Raw genomic sequence first — 19,654 nt, 5'->3', positions numbered from 1 at the left:
CACCACCTTACCTCCATCCCCTGAAAATGCTTTAAAGCACCCATGACCAAACCCACGCCTGAACAGACAGAACAACTCACCCACGCTCTTGAGCGGTTTACGCGTCGTTTCAAGGTGGCCGAGGCAACGGCCGCCATGGACAATGCGTTAAGCGCGCTAGATGTGCAGACCCTGCTGTTCGTGTCGGATCACAAGGGCTGCGGCCTGGGCGATGTTGCCCGTTACCTGCAGGTGCCGCTGACCACCATGTCATCGGCCGTTGACCGGCTGGTGCGCAAGGACATGGTGTTGCGCCAGCGACCGGAGGAAAACCGCCGCGCCGTCGCATTGTCGCTGACCGAGCAGGGCGAGGGCGCAGTTGCCGGTTATATCGCCGGTTACGGCGCCACCTGCCGCGCCATGCTGGAGGCACTGGACCCCACCGAACGGGACGAATTTGTCCGGCTGACGCAAAAAATATCAAAATCCGAATATTGAATAATACGAAATTCGTAGTATTTGTCTGATCGATGAAACGATCAGGGATTTTACGATGAGCGATTTAAACCGCATCGCGCTGGTAACCGGTGCCAACAAGGGCATTGGCCTTGCCATTGCCCGCCAGCTGGGCGCGCAGGGGCATTCCGTCTGGCTGGGTTGCCGCGATCTTGCGCGTGGAGAAGCGGCCGCCGATCAGCTGCGTGCTGAAGGCATCAAGGCCCAGGCCGTGCAGCTGGATGTGACAGATGATGCGAGCGTCGCCAGTGCCGTCGCCACGCTGTCCCACCACACGGACCGGCTGGATGTGCTGGTCAACAATGCCGGTGTGATGTTTGCCCCGCCGCCATCCTTGGCCGAAGAAAGTCTCGATGAGGTCACGCAGATGTTCGACACCAACGTGTTTGGTGTGCTGCGGGTCACGCAGGCGTTTTTGCCTCTGTTGCGCAAATCCAGCGCAGCGCGTGTGGTAATGATGAGCAGTGGTTTGGCCTCCATCAATGACGCGATGGACATGCGCAGCGAAACCTGGACAGTCGGTTTTGGCGGTTATTGCAGTTCCAAAACCGCGCTCAACATGCTGACCGTCAAACTGGCGAAAGAGCTGGATCGTGATGGCATCAAGGTCAATGCGGTTGACCCCGGCCTGACCTCGACAGACATGACCGGAAACGGCCCCGGCCACCCGGTTGATGTCGGCGCACGCCCCGCTGTCGCGCTGGCCACAACCCATGCCTATGGCCCAACCGGCGGCTTTTTTGCCTGCGGGCCATCAGGTGAGCTCATCCAAAAAAGCTGGTAGTCGGCTCGGGACAAGGGGAGGCGTCGACACTGCCGCCTTCCTCTAAAACTTTAGCTGGGTCAAACGTCAGCAGGTCGTAAGACGCTACATCCTCGAAGCCCAGTTTTTTGTAGATCGGGTATCCGCTGCTGCTGGCCTGCAGTGTTGCCACATCAAGGCCAAGTTCACGTCCTGCCATGCAGGCCGCATGGGTCAATGCCGTGCCCATGCCACGGCAACGATGGCTTTCTTGCGTCGTGACGAGATAGATGCCGGCAACCCCTTCATGCACAAAAAGCTCTGATGTTCCTACGATTTCTCCGTCAGAGAATGCGGCAAAGCGCGTCAATTGGCCCGGCGCGTCAGAGCGGTTTTGCTCCACCCGCAGCATGGTGGCGATATCTTCTTTTCGAGCACCCACGGACTCGCTGTAGCTTTGAACCCAGGGGACAAGAGCAGCACCTTCCTGCAACCGCACGATCGTCCAGTGGGATGAGAGTGTCGGCCTTTGGGCGAGTTTATGTAGCTGAATTGCCATCACTGGCAATGTTGCGGTTAGTTTTGCACCGGCACTGATTACGTCCTCAGCGGCGGTTGGGTAGCTGTCCGGACCGATCCACCACACAGATGGCAGGTCGCTGAGTTGCGAGACAACCTCACGGATTTCGCCAGCGCTCGCCGCGCTCATGTGAATGACGCCGTTAAGCTGATGGTGCGGCACACCGGTGCGGTAAACGGCAATAGGTCCATCAGAGTGTGGAGCCTGCGAATAATTCAGCCAGTACTGCCGACAGTTGGCCAGCATCGCTGCCACGTCATATTGGTTTTGATGTGTTTTTAAAGCATGTGTCATCTTAAAGCCCATCGCTGCGTGATGAGGCATTTGGCACCATCGCCGTTGCGGGGCGGTATCAAAACGCCGTCGTCGGGTTTCAAATGCAACCTTGCAGCACTTGCCCGCATCTGTCGGCGAAGCGTTGCTCGCGCGGGATGATGCGAAACCGCCGAGACGCCACCGTTAATGCAAAACCCCGCCAAGACAGGTTGTGTCCTCGGTCAAAATTCTTATCCTCATGGCCAGACGTCCATGTTGTGACCACGCCGGGGGTATCCGATGCAGGCAACAGATGCTGACTACGCCGATGTCGTGCAGTGGCGACGAGACCTTCACGCCCATCCGGAATTGCAGTTTGAGGTTCACCGCACGGCAGCTTTTGTGGCGCAAAAGCTCACCGAATTCGGCTGTGATGAGGTCGTCACGGGCATTGGCAGAACCGGCGTGGCCGGCGTCATCAAGGGGCAAAAACAGGTCAGTGGCCGGGTCATTGGCCTGCGGGCCGATATGGATGCCCTGCCGATAGAAGAAGAGACCGGCGCACCGTGGGCCTCCAAAACCAAAGGTGTCATGCATGCCTGCGGGCATGATGGCCACACCGCCATGTTGCTGGGTGCGGCGCGTGAACTGGCACGCAGCCGCGCTTTTGATGGCACGGCCGTGGTCATTTTCCAGCCAGCGGAAGAGGGCGGCGGTGGCGGCAAGGCCATGGTGGAGGATGGCCTGATGGACCGTTTCGCTATTGATGAAGTCTATGCCATGCACACTGAACCCGGCTTGGCCGTCGGCCAGTTCAGTACGGCCACCGGGCCATTGGCCGCCTCTGCCGATGGTTTTCGCATCCGCATCGATGGCAAGGGCGCACATGGCGCATCACCGCATGTCAGTGTGGATCCGCTGGTGGTTGGCGCAAACATTCTGCTGGCGCTGCAAACTATCGTGTCGCGCAATGTGCATCCGCGCCAGTGCGCGGTGGTTACAGTCGGCTGGATGGCCGGCGGCAAGGCGGGCAATGTCATTCCGCAATCGGCCGAAATGGGCGGCACGACAAGAACCTTTGACCCCGCCACCCGCGACCTTATGGAAAAGCGCATAACCGACATCGCCACCCATGTGGCAACGGCCTATGGCGCAACGGCAACCGTGACCTACAAACACATGTTTCCGCCGGTGGTAAACCATGGCAAACAAACGGCTTTTGCGGTTGATGTCGCCAGGTCACTGGTCGGTGATGACAAGGTCAATGGCGCCATGGAGCCCCTGATGGGTTCGGAAGATTTCGCCTTCATGCTGGAGGCACGCCCTGGCAACATCATGCTGATTGGCAATGGCAACGGACCGTCGGTCCATGAAGCAGGCTATGATTTCAACGACGCTGCCATTCCCTTTGGCATCGCATATTTCAAGGCGCTGGTGGAGAGCGGACTGCCGCTGGTGTGATCCCAATGCTCCAGAAGCGTACTGAACAGGCCGAGCGGCTCCGCCTGTCCGGACCGACCCACCACACAGATGGCAGGTCGCTGAGCTGCGAGACGACCTCACGGATCGCGCCGGCGCTCGCCGCGCTCATGTGGATGACGCCGGTAAGCTGATGGTGCGGCATGGCGGCAGGCCGCTAAGGCACCGACCACCGAATTGCCAGCATTCTTCCCGTTCGCACGAGTTTACTTGATATTTACAGGAACCGTGTTATCACAACTTTCACGAGTGGATACCCGTGCAGACCATTGGGCACCAGGGGCGGTCAGTATGAGCTATCAAGACGTCATAGGCCTGCTGAATACGAGCATGTCTGCACTATTTTGCGCATCTATGCTCGTGCTGTGGCGCCAACACCGACACCTTACCTATATTCGGATCTTCGTTCTTTCATACGGGATAAGAGCTCTCTGTTTCGGTATATTTTATTTTGCTTTTGCGCTGGAGGATCCGGTGCTGAGGCTGATGGCCAACGTGTTTTTGATGTTATCAATGATATTGTTGTCTATTGGACTGTCCAACCGGAGCGGGCAACGCCCTCACTATCTCATCCTGTTGTGTATCGCCGCAATTGCGTTGGGCGCGCTCTATTACCACCAGTTTGTAGAGCAAAGCCTGCTATTACGGGTTATTTACCTAAATAGCGGTCTCGCTGCGGTCGGTCTTGTGATGCTGCTTGATCTTGCGAAAATTCCAGATCGCACGCCGGTCGAGCACGTGCTGATTGGCTTGATAAGCATTTCGTGTGTCGGCTTCCTTCTTCGTCCATTGTTTTTGCTCGCTTCAGCGAGCGCGGAGGGCGGATTCGAAGGAGCGTATTGGCTGGTTGTCTCGATCTCGGATGCTCTAATCTCCGCGATGACAGCGGTAGGGATTTTCGCGGTGATCGCGAGTGACGTGATGGAAAGGATCAAATCCGATGCACAGATCGATGCCTTGTCGGCATTATTGAATCGTCGCGGATTTGAAGAGCGAGCCATCAAGGCGTTGGGGCGGCAGACCACTGATGCTCGCGTCACGATGATCATGAGCGACCTCGATCACTTCAAATCAATCAATGACCGCTTCGGACATAGCAGCGGTGACAGGGTCATTCGAGCGTTCTCCGACGTTCTCAAGGATAAGGCTCCTCGTGATGCGATCATCGCCCGCTTGGGCGGAGAAGAATTTGCTATAATGCTTGCGCCGGGGCAGACCGCCGCTGCGCCTATTTTTGCTGAGGCCGCCCGGCTCGCTTTCAAGGAATTGGCGCCCAGTATCCTTTCTAACGAATTGAGCCCAACGGCGAGCTTTGGCATCGCGGTTGCAAACAAAGGGGACAATCTGCCGGCGTTAATGGATCGTGCAGATCGCGCGCTTTACCTGGCAAAAAACGAAGGGCGCGATTGTATCCGGCAAGTGGGCTAAAGCGGTTCCTAAACCTCTTCGATACCTCGCAGGAGTTCGCGCGGACTGCCGCTGGTGTCATGCCAATGCTCCAGAAGCGTGCAGGGCAGGCCGAGCAGACCAGCCTGTCCGGTCAGATCATGGCCTTACGCCTTCCCATGTTTTTTCACATATGCGTCGTGATATTCATCGGCCATCTTGCGCAATGACCGGCCAATTGCCGCATATTCAAACTCGTTGAGGTTGGCCAGCGAGGCGCGGCCGGATGGGTGTTGGGTGCCAAAACCCCGGCCGGGCAGAAGAACGATGCCGGTTTCATCGGCAATGCGGAACAGCAGTTCGTTGGCGGAAAACTCCTTCTTTACCCAGGCGGCAAACTCCTTGCCGTAAAGTTTGAGCGCAACCTTTTCCAGGTCGAGCAGCGTGTAATAATCAACCGCGTTTTCATCATTTGGCATCTCAATGCCCAGCTCCGCATAAAGTGCGGCCTGCCGGCGGCGTATCACACGTTTCAGCGTCGCCTTGTAACTTTCATGTTCATCCATAAGCGCAAACAGCGAAAACAGCACCATCTGCACCTGCTGCGGTGTGGAAAGCCCGGCGGTATGGTTCAGTGCCACGGTGCGGCTGTCTGCCACCAGACGATCGATGAATTTCAGCGCCGAGACATCGGTAATGATGGATGAGTAGCGTTTGTCGAGCGCGGATTTCACACCGTCGGGCAGGGCGGCAATTGCATCGTCCAGCACATTGTCATGGTGCATGGCAATGGTGCCAAGTCTCCAGCCGGTGGCACCAAAATATTTGGAGTAGGAATAGACCAGCACGGTGTTGTTGGGGCACAGCGCAAACAGCGATTGGAAGTTGTCGGCAAAGGTGCCGTAAACATCATCGGTCAGGATCATCAGGTCAGGCCGGTCATTTTTGACAATGTCCGCAATCCGTTGCAGGCTGCGCGCATCCAGCTTTACCGATGGCGGGTTGCTGGGGTTGGAGCAGAAGAAAATCTTGATATCAGGGTCTTTCAGCTTGTCCAGCTCAGCATTGGAATACTGCCAGCCCGCATCCGGGTCGGCATTGATCGCCACTTCCTCAAGCCCGTAGGTCTCCAGTTCGGGAATTTCGATATAGGGCGTGAATACAGGCATGCCGATGGCCACCTTGTCGCCCTTCGTCAAAAGGTGGTTTTTCTTCAGCGTGTCAAACACATAGGTCATGGCCGCCGTGCCGCCCTCGGTGGCAAACACGTCCACATCCTTGGCCGAGATGAGGCCTGCCGCCATTTCTTTCATCAGATATTGGCAGACGATCGTCTCGCTGATGCGCAACATGCGCGGTGGCACCGGGTAATTGCAGCCCAGAATGCCCTCGACCATTTCATGCAGAAAATCAGAGGCTGAAAGCCCTAGCTGGTCGCGCACATAGCTGATGGCGCGGCGCAGAAAATCCACGCCTTCCTGGTCGCGGTTGTCGGCAATGTAACGTTCAAACCGCGCCTCAATGCCCTCAATGCGCGGCAGGCCGCCCACACCCTGCTGCATGTAGGAGAATGACAGCTCGGATTCGGTTGCCGCAAACAGTCCCAACCGGAAAAACGCGCGGCGCGGCAGCGTGGCAAGAAAGTTCGGGTTGCCCCGTCCGGCATTCAGCATAACCATGCCGGCCTTGCCGGATGCCAGCTTGATAAGCTCGTCTTTCAGTTCAAACGGGCTGAGTTTGGTAAACTGCTTGTAATCGGTCATGACGTCTCTCCGAGGAATTATACGAACGCGACGATCAGCGGCCCCAGCAATGTCAGGAAAACATTGGCCAGGGCATAGGTAATGGCGAAGGGCGTGGTGGGAACAGAGTTTCCGGCCTTGTCGAGAATTTCACCAAAGGCGGGGTTTGCACTGCGCGAGCCGGACAGCGCACCGGCAAACACGGCAACATTGTCATAGCGCAGCACATATCGGCCAACCAGCATGGTAATGATCAGTGGCAGTATGGTCACAATAACCCCTGCCACAAAAATCGACAGACCGCTTTGCAGGATTGTGCTGACGGCCTGCTGGCCGGATTGCAGGCCAACCACCGCCACGAAACCGGCAAGGCCAAGGTCACGCAGCAGCGTGGAGGCCGAGGTCGGCAGGTTGCCAAGCGTCATGTGCCGGCTTCGGTACCAGCCAAACACCAGGCCGGAAAGCAGCGCGCCACCGCCGGAGCCAAGTGTCAGCGGAATGGAGCCGATGCGCACCACGGCAAGGCCAATCAGCAGGCCAAGCGCCACACCAAGCCCATGAAACACAAAGTCGGTCTTGTCGCTGGGTATGATTTCCGGGCCAACCCGTGTGGCCAGCCGTTGCAGATCTTCCTGCACACCGTGCACGGTCACAATGTCACCGGCCTTTATCAGCGTGTCATTGGCAAGTTGCTGTTTGCTGCCGCCACGTGTCACGGCCAGCACGTAAATGCCATGGCGCAAATCGCCGCTGGCGCTCAATATCTGTGCCACGGTGTGGTCGGCAAATTCCTTGCCCTGCACAACGATGTCGCGGGTGGTCACCACCAGTTCCATGCCTTCGCCGCTGGCAACCTCGCTGCCCAGCCGGTCTTCAAGGCCAACAACGCCATTGCGCCGCCCAACAATCAGCGCCAGATCGCCAGATTGAAGTGTGGTTGCGGCATCAATGCCAATGATCTTGCCGTCGCGTTTTATGCGCTCGATGGTCACGGTACCGCCGGGGCCAAGTGCTTCCGCTTCAGTCACCGTTTTGCCTGCAGCCGCCTCTATCTGGTACACGCGGCCAACAAGGTCGGGCAGGGCAGGCGCTTCGCCAACGCCGTAGACCCGCGCACCCCGCAGCATTTCCGCTTCGGCTTTCACGGCATCGTCGCGAATGCCGCGTTTCATGAACCAGGGCAGAAAGTTGACGCAGACGATGATCGCGCCGAACGAGCCGAAAATATAGGTCACCGCGTAACCAATGGCGACATTGGCTTGCAGGCGCTGCGCCTCATCTGCCGCCAGTCCCAGTTTTTCAATAGCCGAACCAGCCGTGCCAATGACGGCAGATTGGGTAAGCCCACCCGCCGCAATGCCGGCCGCCAAACCCTTGTCCAGCCCCATGACTTTTGCCAGCACCACCACGGTCACCAGACCGCTGATTGCCAGCACGGCCGCCATGATGATTTCACGGATGGAGTGTCGCCCAAGCGAACGAAAGAACTGCGGGCCGCTTTCAAAACCAACCGCGTAAATGAACAGCGCAAACAGCACGGCCTTGATGCCATTGTCTATCTGCACGCCAAATTGGCTGATCAGCACGGCGGCCAGCAAAGAGCCAGCAACACCACCAAGCTGGAATTTTCCAAACTGGAATTTCCCCACCCAATATCCAAGGGCGAGAGACAGGAACAAGGCAATTTCAGGAGAATGGCGGAATATATCTGCGATGAAGGACATGTGCTTTCCTTCTTGTGGCATGAGGTGGAGTAATGCGCGACAAGCGCAATCAGGTCATAGCTAGGCAAACAATTTCAGTTTTGTCTAGGTGCGGAACTTAAAAATTTCCCGACAAGGTTGCTGTAATCACCTTTCAAGACGGTGGAATGACATCAGGAGATCAGCGACATGCCGCCGCCGGTTCAAACTTGAATGCGCTTGATCCCGGTTGCGTGTCCTTCACTATTTTACTGCTTTGGCGCGAATATTAGGGGAGTGTTAAGCATGTTTCTTCATTGTTTGATAAACGTCATTTCCCTCGTGCCCCCTGGGTCACCATGCAAAAGCGCCACGCCTTCCGCACTCTTCGACCGTCCTGTCACCGTCTGTTTTTGTCCACCGCGCCGCTCGTTCTGGCCTTCGCGGCCAGTCCGGTCTCTGCGCAGGATGTCTATTGGAATGGCGGTGCTGGCAATAATGACTGGTTCGATGCCGGCAATTGGGATTTAGGTTCTGTGCCTGACACATCAACGGATGTGTATCTGCCTGTGGGCAATGTCAGCCTGTCTGGTGCTGCGCTCGCCAATAATGTCACCGTGGAAGCGGGAGCGACATTAACGGTCACGGGCGCCGGGGTGCTGGACAGTAACGGCCGCATCACCCTGAATGACGGCAGCCTGACGATTGAAGACGGTGGTCAGGTGTCCAGCGGCCTTGCCATTGTCGGAGAGTCTGTTGCGGGTGGCGCTGTTATCTCCGGCCCCACCGCCAGCTGGACCAGTTCCGACCAGCTGACCGTGGGAAATTTTGCCAATGGCACATTGCGCATTGAGAATGGTGCAACCGTGTCCAGCACGCAAGGGTATGTCGGTGCGGCAGCATCCGGTATCGGTAGTGTCGTGGTCACGGGGGCGGGTTCCAGCTGGCGTATGACTGACTACAACCTCAATCTGGGAAATTTTGGCACCGGTGAGATCACCATTGAAGATGGCGCTGAGGTTTACGCTCAAACGGGCGTCTGGCTCGGCATTTCCGCGACAGATGCGGTCGGCACCCTCAATGTAAACGGCACGGCTGGCGCGCGCGGCGTGTTGGAAACCCGCTTTGTGCGGGGCGGGGTAGGCACCGCTGACGTGACACTCAATGGCGGCATCCTGCGCGCCAATGCCAACATCGCCAATTTCTTCGTCAACTTTTCCAACAGGCAGGTCTTGCTTGGCGCTGACGGAGGTTTCTTCGACACCAACGGTTTTAACATCGGCGTTGAACCGGAATTGACCGGCGCTGGCGCGTTGACCAAACAGGGTGCAGGCACCCTGACACTGACAGGCGAAAACACCTATAGCGGCAACACCACCATTACCGGTGGCACCTTGAAACTGGGCAATGGTGGCACCACCGGCAGCATCGTGGGCAATGTCGCCAATGATGGAATTCTGGCCTTTGACCGTTCTGACGTGGTGACGTTCGGCGGCACCATAACCGGCTCCGGCGGCGTGCGGCAGGTCGGCTCCGGCCAGACAATTCTCACCGCCAACAATTCAGCCTTGCTTGGAACATCAGGCGTTTACGCCGGCATATTGTCGGTCAACAACACGCTGGGCGGCAGCATGGAAGTTCGCGGCGGGCGTTTACAGGGCATAGGGCAGGTGGGCACCACCACCAACTTTGCCGGCGGCACCATTGCGCCGGGCAACTCCATTGGCACCCTCACGGTTGCGGGGGACTATATCGGCAGTGGCGGCACGCTGGAAATTGAAACCGTGCTGGGCGACGATACGTCTTCCACCGACCAGTTGATTATCACCGGCAACACGTCTGGCACCACTAATGTGCGGGTCATCAATTTTGGTGGCACCGGCGACCAGACGGTGGAAGGCATCAAGATCATCGATGTCGGTGGCGTTTCCGCCGGTGCCTTCTCACTGCTTGGCAGTTATGTGTTTGAGGGCGATCAGGCCGTGGTCGCAGGCGCTTATGCTTACCGGCTGTATCAGGGTGGTGTCAGCACCCCGGCAGATGGTGATTGGTATCTGCGCTCTGCCCTGTTGTCGTCAGGCACGCCGCTTTATCAGGCTGGTGCACCGGTTTACGAAGCCTATTCATCGGTGCTGCAACGGTTCAATACGCTGGATACGCTGCAACAGCGTGTGGGCAGCCGCGTCTGGGGCAGCAGCGATACAAATGCCGGACAAGGTTCTGATGGTGGTGATTATGGCATCTGGGGCCGCATTGTCGGCCAGCATGACCGCCTGTCACCGCATTTCTCCACCACATCAACGGATTATACGGTTGATACCTGGCAATTGCAGGCCGGTACCGACATGGAACTCATGTCCTCAAGCGGCGGCAATCTGGTTGGCGGCTTGTCCCTGCGTTACGGCACCATTGATGGTGACATCACGTCGCCCTATGGCAACGGCGCCATCAGCAGCAGTGGCTACGGCCTTGGCAGCACGCTGACCTGGTACGGCAATGGCGGTTTTTACGTCGATGGTCAGGTCAACCTCACCTGGTTTGACAGTGACCTCAACTCCACCACCGCAGCCACCCGGCTTGCCTCAGGCAATAATGGTTTCGGCTACGCGCTGGGCGTTGAGGCAGGCCAGCAGATTGCCATCAGCCCCGGCTGGAGCCTGACCCCGCAGGCCCAGCTCAGCTTTTCCGGCCTGAGCTACCGTGACTTTACCGATGCCTTTGGCGCAAAGGTGTCTCTGGGCAGGGACAATGATCTGAAGCTGCGCCTTGGCCTGTCATCGGATTATGAAAACAGCTGGACGGGTGAGGCCGGCACCCGCAACCGCCTGCAGGTCTATGGCATTGCCAATCTCTATTATGACCTGTCGCCCGACGCCAGAACAGACGTGGCCGGTGTGGCGTTCCGCAATTCGCAGGAACGGCTGTGGGGCGGCCTTGGCCTTGGCGGCACCTATGCCTGGGACAATGAAAAATATGCCGTTCACGGGCAGGCGGGCATCAACGCAAGTCTTGCCGATCTCTCCGGCAATACCAGCCTCAGCGGCACGCTTGGGTTTACCGCGAGATTCTAGGGCGACAAGATTTAGGGCAGCGCAATTGCCTTGCGCTGTCTTTACGCTTCAAGGCCATCAAGCCATTGCCGCATCACCGTTACAAGTTCGTCCGGCGCTTCCAGCGGTATCATGTGGCCGGTCTTTTCTATTACCTGAAGGCTGGAGCCGCTGATGCCCTCATGCAGTTCTTCCGCTTCCGTGCGGCTGCGCAGCTTGTCCTGTTCACCTGCTAGAATCAGACAGGGGCAGCTGATATCGGCCAGCAAATGGCTCTCATCCACCCGCTCCAGCAGCGATTGCCGGCGAAACACATCGCTGCCCAGCCGCTGGCCCATGGCCTGAATGCGGGCAATCAGGTCCTGCCGTCCGGCATTGTCTGGGTGCAGTGAAGACGCAACGGCCGCCGTGCTCAGGCCCTTGAAGGAAACACTGTCCGGCTTGTTTGCCACAGCTTCCTTCCGCTGGCGCTGCACCTCCGTGTCACCACGCGCAGACGTGGCAATCAGCACCAGTGCTTTAACCCGCTCAGGTGCCTGGCGCACAATTTCGCGCGCCACATAACCGCCCATCGAAAACCCGACGAGGATGAATGTCTCCGGCGCCTGCGCCAACACGCGGCTGGCCATATCCTTGATCGCACCGTCCTCAAATAGATCGGCATGCACAAATGGCCCGAATTCACCGAGACCCGGCGTCACATCGCGCCACAGGTCGGCATCCAGCATGAAACCGGGTATCAGAAGCATCGACATATCTTGTCCATCGTCATTGCGTGGTTGCTCCTGAGTTAGCGCAACGCAGATGAGTTGGCTACTGATGCCCCGTAATTGGCGCAAACATTGCGATTGTCATCGATATGACTATCCTTGAGCGCTTCGAAATTCAGCAAACACCGCCACTCCACACGTGACTAGTGGTAAGTGGCATACATACACATGATGAGGTTTCGCATGGCGCAGAATATTTATGACAATCCGGCCTTTTTTGCCGGTTACAGCCAGCTTCCGCGTCAAGTGCATGGGCTGGATGGCGCGCCCGAATGGCCGGCCATTCGTGCCATGCTGCCGCCCCTTGCTGGCAAACATGTGGTGGATCTCGGCTGCGGTTTTGGCTGGGCATCCCGCTGGATGGCCGGGCAGGGTGCGGCCAGCGTTCTGGGGCTTGATCTCTCGGAAAACATGATCAACCGCGCCAGACGGGACACGTCCGCCAGCGCAATCACCTACGACATAACCGACCTTGAAACGCTGGAATTGCCGCAGTCGCAGTTCGATCTTGCCTATAGCGCACTGGCCTTTCATTACGTCAGGGATTTTGCCCGTCTTGTCCGCATGGTTCATACGGCCCTCAAACCTGGTGGCAACTTCGTGTTCACGATAGAACATCCCATCTTTATGGCGGCGGCCCACCCGCACTGGATTGAAGATGAGGACGGCCGCAAAACCTGGCCGGTCAATGGTTATTCCGTGGAGGGAGAGCGCCGCACGGACTGGTTCGCCAAGGGGGTGGTCAAATATCACCGCACCATCGCCACGACACTCAATAGCTTGATCACCTCAGGGTTCACCATCCGTGAGATCAAGGAATTTTACCCGACAGCAGAACAGATCGCGGAGGTTCCAGCCCTTGCAGAAGAGCTGGAACGACCAATGATGCTGCTGGTATCAGCGCACCGCGCCTGAACTGGTGGCGGTGCGGCACTCAAACCGTGCCAAACATCAGTGAGCGATGCACGCCGGCACCCGCCAGATTGCCATCACCCACCGCCAGCGCCACGGAGGCTATTGGCCGTGCGGCATCACCGCAGGCAAACACGCCGGGCAGGGAGGTTTCCTTCATTGCGTCGGTCTTGATGGTCGCGCCCAGTGGCCCTTGCTCCATCTCAAGCCCCAGATCATGGGCAATGGGGCTCGCCAGCTCAAACGGCGCCATGGCAAACAGGCCAGCGAAGGAAAGCGCCCGGCCATCGGCCAGGTTTATGTCGGCATGGCCGGTAATGGCGGAAATCGGGCAGCGTTCCAGCGTTGTACCGCGTGCTGTCAGCGCCGCCAGCTGTTCGGCATCCGGGGTAAAGGCATCGTTCAACAGCAGCGTTGTTGGCCCCCAATCCGGCAACATCAGCGCGTGGTGCATGGACAGTTCGGACCCGGCAATGACGCCAATCGGCCCCTGGTTCAGCTCATAACCGTGGCAATAGGGGCAATGAAACACCGCTTTGCCCCAGCGCTCAGCAAGACCCTCTATGGCTGGCAGCAAATCCTTCACGCCGGTTGCCAGCAACAGGCGACGAGACAGGTGGCGTGCACCCTTGGCGAACACTTCAAAACCCGCATCCATGCTGCTTGCCGCCAATTTTTGCGCGCTGTCGGCGCGGCCAGAAAGCGAGGTGATTGTCGGGTAGTTCAAAACCTGCTCGCGTGCTTTGGCGGCAATCACTGCCGGGTCGACGCCATCCTGCGTGATGAAACCATGCGAGTGGGCGGCAAACCGGTTGCGCCGGAGGCCTTCATCAATAATCAGCACCTTGCGCCGCGCGCGGCCCAACTGAATGGCGGCGGAAAGGCCGGCATAGCTGCCGCCAATGATGATAACGTCGTACATTGTGTCAGTCATGGAATACCTCATCAATCTTTCGTCGCAACATAAGTATCGTGATATTGTGAAGTCAATAGTCATGATACATTTGATGTGACGAATTGATGATGGGATGTTGCCCGTGCAGCAGGCGGTGTTTGAAATTCCCGTTAGGGCTGTATTTATCGGCTTCCTAATATCTACGGGATTGTGCAAATAGACTTGAGGCACGCGAACCGGGAGCGATGTAATCATGGCAGAAATACCCATCCGCAGTTTTGGCGTGGCCGTTGTCGTGTTGCGTGAAGTCGGCGCGGAAACACAAGTGCTGCTGCTGCGCCGTAACCACACCCTGGTTGGGGAGTGGTGCCAGATTGCCGGTGGCATCGAAGACGGTGAAAAGGCCTGGCAAACGGCACTGCGCGAGGTGAAGGAAGAAACCGGGCTTTCCTGCACACGGCTTTATTCCGCCGATATCTGCGAACAGTTTTATGAGGCGGACCGCGACGCCATCACGTTGGCACCGGTGTTTGTTGGATACGTGGATGCAGAGGCTGAAGTCGTGCTGAACGAAGAACACAGCGAGTTCTGCTGGACCTCGTTTTCAAGAGCCGTCGATATGGTGCCCTTTGCCGGCCAGCGCCACGTGTTGCGCCATGTCGAAGCCGAATTTGTGCAGCGCCAGCCCGTCAATCACCTTTTGCTGTTTGAAATGTCGCATTGAGTGCTGTGACAGGCTCAACGAAACGAAAACATGGGGGTATGATGCCAGCAACATATCGCGTGCCAGAGACTTTCAACACCGAACGTTTCGTTGTTCGCAAGGCGCTCGTATCGGATGCCATATCCGTGCACCGGGGCTGGGCGACCGACCGGGAGGTAACACGGTATCTGGCGTGGAAACCGCATTCCAGCATGGAGCAAACGGTAAGCTTTCTGGAAGGTGCGGAGCGTGCGTGGCAGGTGGGCACAAGTTTCCCGCTGCTGATTGCCCGGCACACTGCACCAGATGAGATTATTGGAACGGTGGAACCGCGCAGCCACCAGGCGCGGGTGTCCTATGGCTGGATTACCAGGCGTGACCATTGGGGGCAGGGCGTTGCCAGCGAGGTTGTTCGCTGGCTGGTTGATCATGCGCTTGCACACCCGGCAATTTTTCGCACCGAGGCGATGTGCGATGTCGAAAACATTGCTTCGTCGCGGGTCATGGTAAAGGCTGGCATGACCCGTGAAGCGGTGTTGCGCCGTTACATTCTTCATCCCAATGTCTCGCCTGAGCCAAGAGACGCATTTCTGTATTGCAAAGTTCGATAGACGCGATTTGAGGAGATCATGGCGTGACGGCGGTAACGCAACATTTCATTGAAAGGCACGATGGCGCGCGCGTTGAGCTGTTCTTGTCTTCGCCACCTGCCACAACAAATGGTGCCATCCTCTTTGTGCATGGCAATCAGGGCGGGCTGTTGCTGGGCGGCAAGGAATTCGCCGATAACGGCTCGCTTGTCCGTTTCTCCTCGCGTCTTGGCATTACCGCCGCGGCGGTCTCGCAGCCGGGCTTTGGTGAATCTGACGGGCCAGCGGATTTCTGCGGCCCAGCCACCCAGCACGCGATCATCGCAGCGCTGGCGTTTCTGCAGCAGCAACCAATGGTCGATCCTGACCGCATCGTGCTTTACGGCAACAGTCGTGGCGCTGTCGCATCGGCCATGGTCGCCACCAAAATTCAAACCTTGAGGGCGCTTATCCTGTCGAGTGGCGTTTACGACCTGCGAGACGCCTATGAGCGCAGCTCAAGAGGTTTGCAGCAGACCATCAAGACCGAGAGTGGCGCCACTGACCGCGCCTTTTCGGACCGCTCGGCGCTGCACCACGCGCAGCAGATCACGGCCGAGACCTTGCTGCTGCATGGTGTCAATGATGACCGTGCCCCTGTCGATCAAGCGGAGCGATTTTCCGCGGCTCTTGCAGAGGCCGGCGCGCCGGTCAGCCTGCATAGATTGGATGCGGGACATCGGTTGGCCGGTGAGCAGGTCATGCCGATCCTCAAGGATTTCCTGACACGGATATTCAGACCGGCTGTGACGCTTCACTAACGCCTGGTCGCACATCTTTCGGGCCAAAATACCCATGCAACGAGGACGGTACTCTGGTTGCAAACAGGTGTTGTCTTGTGCTTCACGCTTGCGGGCGTTATCGTTGCGCTGCCAATGTTAAGTGAATGGAATCAAGAGAAAAAACGTGAATCGTATTTCAGTGTTATTGATAACCGGCCTCAGCCTGACCCTCACAAGTTGCGGTTTCACCCGTGCATCAGAGCGTGGCCATGCCCGTGAAGTCAGCAAGATCAATGCGGTTGGCGTCAGCCTCGATACTGCACGCGAAATGGCTGTCAAAAAGGGATTTCTGTGTGATCAGAGCGTTGATAGGGGCCGTACCGTGGTGAGTGATGGCGTGACCAGAAAAACCGACATTCTGTCCTGCCACAAAAAATCTCTCGAGCTTATCTGCCCGCAGCGCAGATATGTGATTTTTAACGCTTATCCAGCAACCGGCAAGGTCTACCGTGTCGGCAACCGCATAACCGAGCATTCCTGCTTTTAAGCAGCGTCTCCATGTGGTGATATTGGTTTGGGCCCCGCGTGATTATGCGTATTGCTTCACATAAATCTCGGGATCAAAATCAACCCGCTTTGCATTGCCATCCGGTGTTTTGAGGATAAGTTCAACACCACCGCCAATCGAATGCATGTAACGCACGATAGAGGAAATCAGCACATCATCGGCGCTCTCGATTTTCGAGATCGTGTTCTGTGTCATGGCGGCGCGTACGGCAACATCCTGCTGGGTTGCATTCATGGCTTTGCGCACTTCCGCCAGAGCCTTGCCCAGACGCCGTGTTTCGCGTTTTTCATCAAGACGTGCACGAACATCTTGCGGCAGTTCGGCGCGCAGTGTTTTCCAGTCAGTGCTCATCTTTTTCTCCTTCAGCCACGAATTGAAACGCTGGTCTGCTTTGCCGATCAACTGTTTGTAAAACAGTTCCTGGCTCTTGCCTTGTTTAGCCGCCCCGCACAGAATAATGGCAGCCTGATCAGGATCGAAGGCAAAGGCAAAACGCCAGACCTGCTTGCCAAATCTTACGCGGATCTCTTTCATATTGGCATGACCGGACCCGGAAAGCGTATCCACCTCAGGACGACCAAGAAACGGGCCATCATCTTCAAGGTGGTCCAAAACCTCGCCAACCAGTTCTTTAAGTCCCATTTCCAAAGCCTTCCATTCTGGAACGAACTCACGATGGAACTTCACGTCATAGGACATTATCGACCTCAGAAATATATTTTCAAAGATATAAAGTCAAGATTTCGCAAAACATAACGCAACGCTATACGATCAGGTTGTCAGGATTGAATACGCTGAGCGCTGTTCGCGCACATTCAGAATGTGCCTGGAAATATTGTGTCCTTGAATTGGTGTTTGGAAACAAGACGTTTGACACTTCAATTGCAACCGCCCGCACATCGTCTTCGCCGCTTTCCCTGCAAAACCAGCTTGCCAGTTATTCTTCTCCTTGTTCATTTGCAGATATCATTTCTAACAATGGTTGCAAGTGGTCGCTGAATTCATGCGCTGTCTGCCCGTCAAAACGCCCCAAGCCAATGGCCCGTAAACCATTTGCACAATCTCCTTGGTGTCAGACGAAACCTTTCGCTGCTGAGGGGATTAAGCGTACAGATGTTAGTGTGTTGAATGCACGCTTGTTTGCGGAGGAAAATATGGCGGAGCAAGCCTACACAACGGATGATCCTGCCACCCGTCTGGAGCTGTTCGATTTTGCGTTCGATCACGCACCGATAGGCATTGCGCTTGTCGATCTTGAGGGACGGATCCTGCGAGGCAACGCCGCATTTGCAAGGCTGGTCGGTCTGCCTATAACGAAAGTCATTGGCACCCACTTCAAGGACTTCACCCACCCGGATGATATCGACGCAGACATGCACCAGTTCCAGCAGGTTTTGCAGGGTCGTCGGGATGGTTACACCATCGAAAAACGCTATGTGCAGCCTCTCGGTGACGTGGTTGATGTGATGATCCATGTTGCCGCCATGCGCGATGCCGAAGGCCGTGTGGTGCGCTTCATTTCACAGATCGAGGATATTACCCGCCATAAGGAACATGAGCGGCAATTGGCCGAACGCGCCGCACAGCTGGAACTGGCCATGGAAGCGGTGAGGGGTGGGTTCTGGCATATGGACATCCCTAGCGGCAAGTTTGAAACCTCGGATCGCCTAGCACAGTTCATCGGCGGGCAGACCGCCGCCCGGCTTGATCTTGAGCGCTACGTCAGCCGTGTGAATGTCAATGACGGCGCGCAGGCAGATCTCACGCCGTTGATCTCAGGCGAACTGGACCAGAATGTTGCTGAATACCGGCTGGATACCATTCAGGGAGAACGCTGGATGCGCTGCGACCGGCGCTTGCTGCGCGATGGTGATGGCCGGCCGCTGAAGATTGTCGGCATGGCCATTGATTTTACCGATGAGCGCCGCCGCATTGAACAACTGGAGGAAACCGCCAGCACGGATGCCCTGACTGGCCTGTTGAACCGTCGCGGCCTGGTTGGTGAATTTACCGCCCTGCAATCTGCCGATGGTTTTGTGGTGCTGGCGCTGGATCTGGATGGTTTCAAGCAGGTCAATGACGTTCATGGCCACGGCGTTGGAGATGTGGTGTTGTGCGAAACCGCGCGGCGCATCAAGGGCGCGGTGCGCAGCCATGATCTCGTTGCCAGAACCGGCGGCGACGAATTCGTGGTCGTGGTGGCCGGAAGCCGTGCTGCTGGCATGGCGGCTGCAGAACGTATCCTTGAAAGAATGCGGGAACCGGTGCTGATTTCGGGTGGTTCTACCCATGTGCGCGCCAGTATTGGTGGCATTTGGAGCGCGGCCAAACGGGATATAACGGCCCTGATCAACGAGGCGGATGCGCTGCTTTATGATGCCAAGGCATCCGGCAAGGATGCGATGCAGTTTTAAAGCCTCAAACGGCGGGGTCGGTTTTGTCCTTTTTCGCCCAACCGTAATGCGCGACAATGTTCTGCTGGTTGCGGATCAGGTGTCCGGCCAGGTCCGCATCACCACTGGTCATTGTCTCGGCGTCGGCACCGCACAGGTGCAAGAACATGCGCTGGTGAACGACGGCTGCAAAATAGTCGTAAGGCGGCGGGGTTTCCTGCGTCTCTACGCTCTTCCACTCTGCGGCAACTTGGCTGCTTGCTGCGTCCAGCGCCTCCAGCACCGTCTGCATCATCTGTGCACTGGCACGTTCGACAATGTCGTTGAGTTTGCGCTCCTCAGGCTTCAGCACGGGACAGGAATTGCTCATGTTGGGCTCTCTCATCAAACATAGCTTTTGCGGTCATGGCATCTGCCATGTGGTCATCATTCCTATGTTTAAATGGAAAAACAGGCAAAAAATTGCGCCTGCGACAATATTATGGGACCGCCCTCAGGCGGGATTTCGGTAATTCTCGACGCCGGGGCCGGATAAGTGTCGCCGCAGGAACCCCAGCATAGTGGCCGCGCAGCGGGGCGGCGGGACCGACTACGCCCGGATTATGGCGTCCCGCATAGATTAAACCACTTCATCTGCGAAACCCCATCATG

At 57.1% G+C, this 19,654-nt stretch carries 18 protein-coding genes; 11 read left to right on the top strand and 7 right to left on the bottom strand.

Features of this window, described 5'->3' with window-relative positions; translation table 11 throughout:
* Positions 1 to 42 precede the first annotated feature (42 nt).
* Together HGO37_RS05535 and HGO37_RS05530 are read left to right on the top strand one after the other, a co-directional pair.
* Positions 43 to 477: a MarR family winged helix-turn-helix transcriptional regulator gene (locus HGO37_RS05535; protein WP_250982506.1), complete on the top strand. Its 435-nt coding sequence runs from the start codon at positions 43 to 45 to the stop codon at positions 475 to 477.
* Positions 478 to 532: 55 nt separating this feature from the next.
* Entirely contained in the window at positions 533 to 1,279 is a 747-nt protein-coding gene (locus HGO37_RS05530; protein WP_250982505.1) for an SDR family oxidoreductase, read from the top strand.
* On the opposite strand, the gene HGO37_RS05525 is transcribed toward HGO37_RS05530, so the two are convergent.
* Complete coding sequence (locus HGO37_RS05525; RefSeq protein WP_250982504.1) at positions 1,260 to 2,111, bottom strand: GNAT family N-acetyltransferase; 852 nt, start codon at positions 2,109 to 2,111, stop codon at positions 1,260 to 1,262. The two genes, HGO37_RS05530 and HGO37_RS05525, sit on opposite strands and share 20 nt — an antisense overlap.
* Before the next feature lie 261 nt (positions 2,112 to 2,372).
* On the opposite strand from HGO37_RS05525, the gene HGO37_RS05520 reads away from it, so the two are divergent.
* Together HGO37_RS05520 and HGO37_RS05515 are read left to right on the top strand one after the other, a co-directional pair.
* Complete coding sequence (locus HGO37_RS05520; protein ID WP_250982503.1) at positions 2,373 to 3,533, top strand: M20 aminoacylase family protein; 1,161 nt, start codon at positions 2,373 to 2,375, stop codon at positions 3,531 to 3,533.
* 309 nt (positions 3,534 to 3,842) lie between these two features.
* Positions 3,843 to 4,979 carry a GGDEF domain-containing protein gene (locus HGO37_RS05515; protein ID WP_250982502.1) on the top strand — a complete coding sequence of 379 codons (1,137 nt, stop codon included), beginning with the start codon at positions 3,843 to 3,845 and terminating at the stop codon, positions 4,977 to 4,979.
* A 125-nt stretch (positions 4,980 to 5,104) separates the two neighbouring features.
* Here the strand turns inward: HGO37_RS05515 and HGO37_RS05510 are convergent, their stop codons facing one another.
* Both HGO37_RS05510 and aspT read right to left on the bottom strand, forming a co-directional pair.
* On the bottom strand, positions 5,105 to 6,700 hold the full coding sequence (locus HGO37_RS05510) for a bifunctional aspartate transaminase/aspartate 4-decarboxylase (RefSeq protein WP_250982501.1): 1,596 nt from the start codon (positions 6,698 to 6,700) through the stop codon (positions 5,105 to 5,107).
* Between the two features lie 17 nt (positions 6,701 to 6,717).
* The gene (aspT, locus tag HGO37_RS05505) at positions 6,718 to 8,403 is read right to left on the bottom strand and encodes an aspartate-alanine antiporter (protein ID WP_250982500.1); all 1,686 of its coding nucleotides are present in this window, start codon (positions 8,401 to 8,403) and stop codon (positions 6,718 to 6,720) included.
* A gap of 317 nt (positions 8,404 to 8,720) precedes the next feature.
* Here aspT and HGO37_RS05500 point away from each other — a divergent pair, with 317 nt between their 5' ends.
* On the top strand, positions 8,721 to 11,432 hold the full coding sequence (locus tag HGO37_RS05500) for an autotransporter family protein (RefSeq protein ID WP_250982499.1): 2,712 nt from the start codon (positions 8,721 to 8,723) through the stop codon (positions 11,430 to 11,432).
* A 41-nt stretch (positions 11,433 to 11,473) separates the two neighbouring features.
* Here HGO37_RS05500 and HGO37_RS05495 read toward each other — a convergent pair whose 3' ends face one another.
* The gene (locus HGO37_RS05495; RefSeq protein ID WP_250982498.1) at positions 11,474 to 12,166 is read right to left on the bottom strand and encodes an alpha/beta fold hydrolase; all 693 of its coding nucleotides are present in this window, start codon (positions 12,164 to 12,166) and stop codon (positions 11,474 to 11,476) included.
* A 198-nt stretch (positions 12,167 to 12,364) separates the two neighbouring features.
* Here HGO37_RS05495 and HGO37_RS05490 point away from each other — a divergent pair, with 198 nt between their 5' ends.
* Positions 12,365 to 13,096: a class I SAM-dependent methyltransferase gene (locus tag HGO37_RS05490; protein ID WP_250982497.1), complete on the top strand. Its 732-nt coding sequence runs from the start codon at positions 12,365 to 12,367 to the stop codon at positions 13,094 to 13,096.
* A gap of 19 nt (positions 13,097 to 13,115) precedes the next feature.
* Here the strand turns inward: HGO37_RS05490 and HGO37_RS05485 are convergent, their stop codons facing one another.
* The gene (locus HGO37_RS05485; protein WP_250982496.1) at positions 13,116 to 14,027 is read right to left on the bottom strand and encodes an NAD(P)/FAD-dependent oxidoreductase; all 912 of its coding nucleotides are present in this window, start codon (positions 14,025 to 14,027) and stop codon (positions 13,116 to 13,118) included.
* A gap of 214 nt (positions 14,028 to 14,241) precedes the next feature.
* Here HGO37_RS05485 and HGO37_RS05480 point away from each other — a divergent pair, with 214 nt between their 5' ends.
* From HGO37_RS05480 to HGO37_RS05465, 4 genes are all read left to right on the top strand, one after another.
* Positions 14,242 to 14,712, top strand: coding sequence for an NUDIX hydrolase (locus tag HGO37_RS05480; RefSeq protein WP_250982495.1), 471 nt, complete (start codon positions 14,242 to 14,244; stop codon positions 14,710 to 14,712).
* 38 nt (positions 14,713 to 14,750) lie between these two features.
* Complete coding sequence (locus HGO37_RS05475; protein WP_250982494.1) at positions 14,751 to 15,302, top strand: GNAT family N-acetyltransferase; 552 nt, start codon at positions 14,751 to 14,753, stop codon at positions 15,300 to 15,302.
* A 23-nt stretch (positions 15,303 to 15,325) separates the two neighbouring features.
* Complete coding sequence (locus HGO37_RS05470) at positions 15,326 to 16,081, top strand: alpha/beta hydrolase family protein (RefSeq protein WP_250982493.1); 756 nt, start codon at positions 15,326 to 15,328, stop codon at positions 16,079 to 16,081.
* Positions 16,082 to 16,226: 145 nt separating this feature from the next.
* Positions 16,227 to 16,589, top strand: a complete 363-nt coding sequence (locus tag HGO37_RS05465; protein ID WP_250982492.1) for a hypothetical protein — start codon at positions 16,227 to 16,229, stop codon at positions 16,587 to 16,589.
* Between the two features lie 42 nt (positions 16,590 to 16,631).
* On the opposite strand, the gene HGO37_RS26620 is transcribed toward HGO37_RS05465, so the two are convergent.
* The gene (locus tag HGO37_RS26620; RefSeq protein ID WP_502941383.1) at positions 16,632 to 17,309 is read right to left on the bottom strand and encodes a type II toxin-antitoxin system RelE/ParE family toxin; all 678 of its coding nucleotides are present in this window, start codon (positions 17,307 to 17,309) and stop codon (positions 16,632 to 16,634) included.
* Positions 17,310 to 17,764: 455 nt separating this feature from the next.
* Between HGO37_RS26620 and HGO37_RS26340 the strand changes: the two genes are divergently transcribed.
* Complete coding sequence (locus tag HGO37_RS26340) at positions 17,765 to 19,024, top strand: diguanylate cyclase domain-containing protein (protein WP_285200479.1); 1,260 nt, start codon at positions 17,765 to 17,767, stop codon at positions 19,022 to 19,024.
* A gap of 4 nt (positions 19,025 to 19,028) precedes the next feature.
* On the opposite strand, the gene HGO37_RS05445 is transcribed toward HGO37_RS26340, so the two are convergent.
* Entirely contained in the window at positions 19,029 to 19,373 is a 345-nt protein-coding gene (locus HGO37_RS05445) for a hypothetical protein (RefSeq protein WP_250982491.1), read from the bottom strand.
* Positions 19,374 to 19,654 lie beyond the last annotated feature (281 nt).

It is taken from the genome of Rhizobium sp. CG4, assembly GCF_023701965.1.
In the GTDB taxonomy this organism is placed as follows: domain Bacteria; phylum Pseudomonadota; class Alphaproteobacteria; order Rhizobiales; family Rhizobiaceae; genus Agrobacterium.
The sequence above is the reverse complement of the archived record's forward strand: the minus strand, read 5'-3'. Positions and strand labels throughout refer to the sequence as shown.

Bases quoted from the DNA above. Each gene is read 5' to 3' on its own strand.
- HGO37_RS05530 (WP_250982505.1), top strand. From the start codon at position 533: ATGAGCGATTTAAACCGCATCGCGCTGGTAACCGGTGCCAACAAGGGC.
- HGO37_RS05475 (WP_250982494.1), top strand. From the start codon at position 14,751: ATGATGCCAGCAACATATCGCGTGCCAGAGACTTTCAACACCGAACGT.
- HGO37_RS26340 (WP_285200479.1), top strand. From the start codon at position 17,765: ATGGCGGAGCAAGCCTACACAACGGATGATCCTGCCACCCGTCTGGAG.
- HGO37_RS26620 (WP_502941383.1), bottom strand. From the start codon at position 17,309: ATGTCCTATGACGTGAAGTTCCATCGTGAGTTCGTTCCAGAATGGAAG.
- HGO37_RS05525 (WP_250982504.1), bottom strand. From the start codon at position 2,111: ATGACACATGCTTTAAAAACACATCAAAACCAATATGACGTGGCAGCG.
- HGO37_RS05500 (WP_250982499.1), top strand. From the start codon at position 8,721: ATGCAAAAGCGCCACGCCTTCCGCACTCTTCGACCGTCCTGTCACCGT.
- HGO37_RS05495 (WP_250982498.1), bottom strand. From the start codon at position 12,166: ATGTCGATGCTTCTGATACCCGGTTTCATGCTGGATGCCGACCTGTGG.
- HGO37_RS05510 (WP_250982501.1), bottom strand. From the start codon at position 6,700: ATGACCGATTACAAGCAGTTTACCAAACTCAGCCCGTTTGAACTGAAA.
- HGO37_RS05485 (WP_250982496.1), bottom strand. From the start codon at position 14,027: ATGACTGACACAATGTACGACGTTATCATCATTGGCGGCAGCTATGCC.
- HGO37_RS05445 (WP_250982491.1), bottom strand. From the start codon at position 19,373: ATGAGCAATTCCTGTCCCGTGCTGAAGCCTGAGGAGCGCAAACTCAAC.
- HGO37_RS05515 (WP_250982502.1), top strand. From the start codon at position 3,843: ATGAGCTATCAAGACGTCATAGGCCTGCTGAATACGAGCATGTCTGCA.
- aspT (WP_250982500.1), bottom strand. From the start codon at position 8,403: ATGTCCTTCATCGCAGATATATTCCGCCATTCTCCTGAAATTGCCTTG.
- HGO37_RS05520 (WP_250982503.1), top strand. From the start codon at position 2,373: ATGCAGGCAACAGATGCTGACTACGCCGATGTCGTGCAGTGGCGACGA.
- HGO37_RS05535 (WP_250982506.1), top strand. From the start codon at position 43: ATGACCAAACCCACGCCTGAACAGACAGAACAACTCACCCACGCTCTT.
- HGO37_RS05490 (WP_250982497.1), top strand. From the start codon at position 12,365: ATGGCGCAGAATATTTATGACAATCCGGCCTTTTTTGCCGGTTACAGC.
- HGO37_RS05480 (WP_250982495.1), top strand. From the start codon at position 14,242: ATGGCAGAAATACCCATCCGCAGTTTTGGCGTGGCCGTTGTCGTGTTG.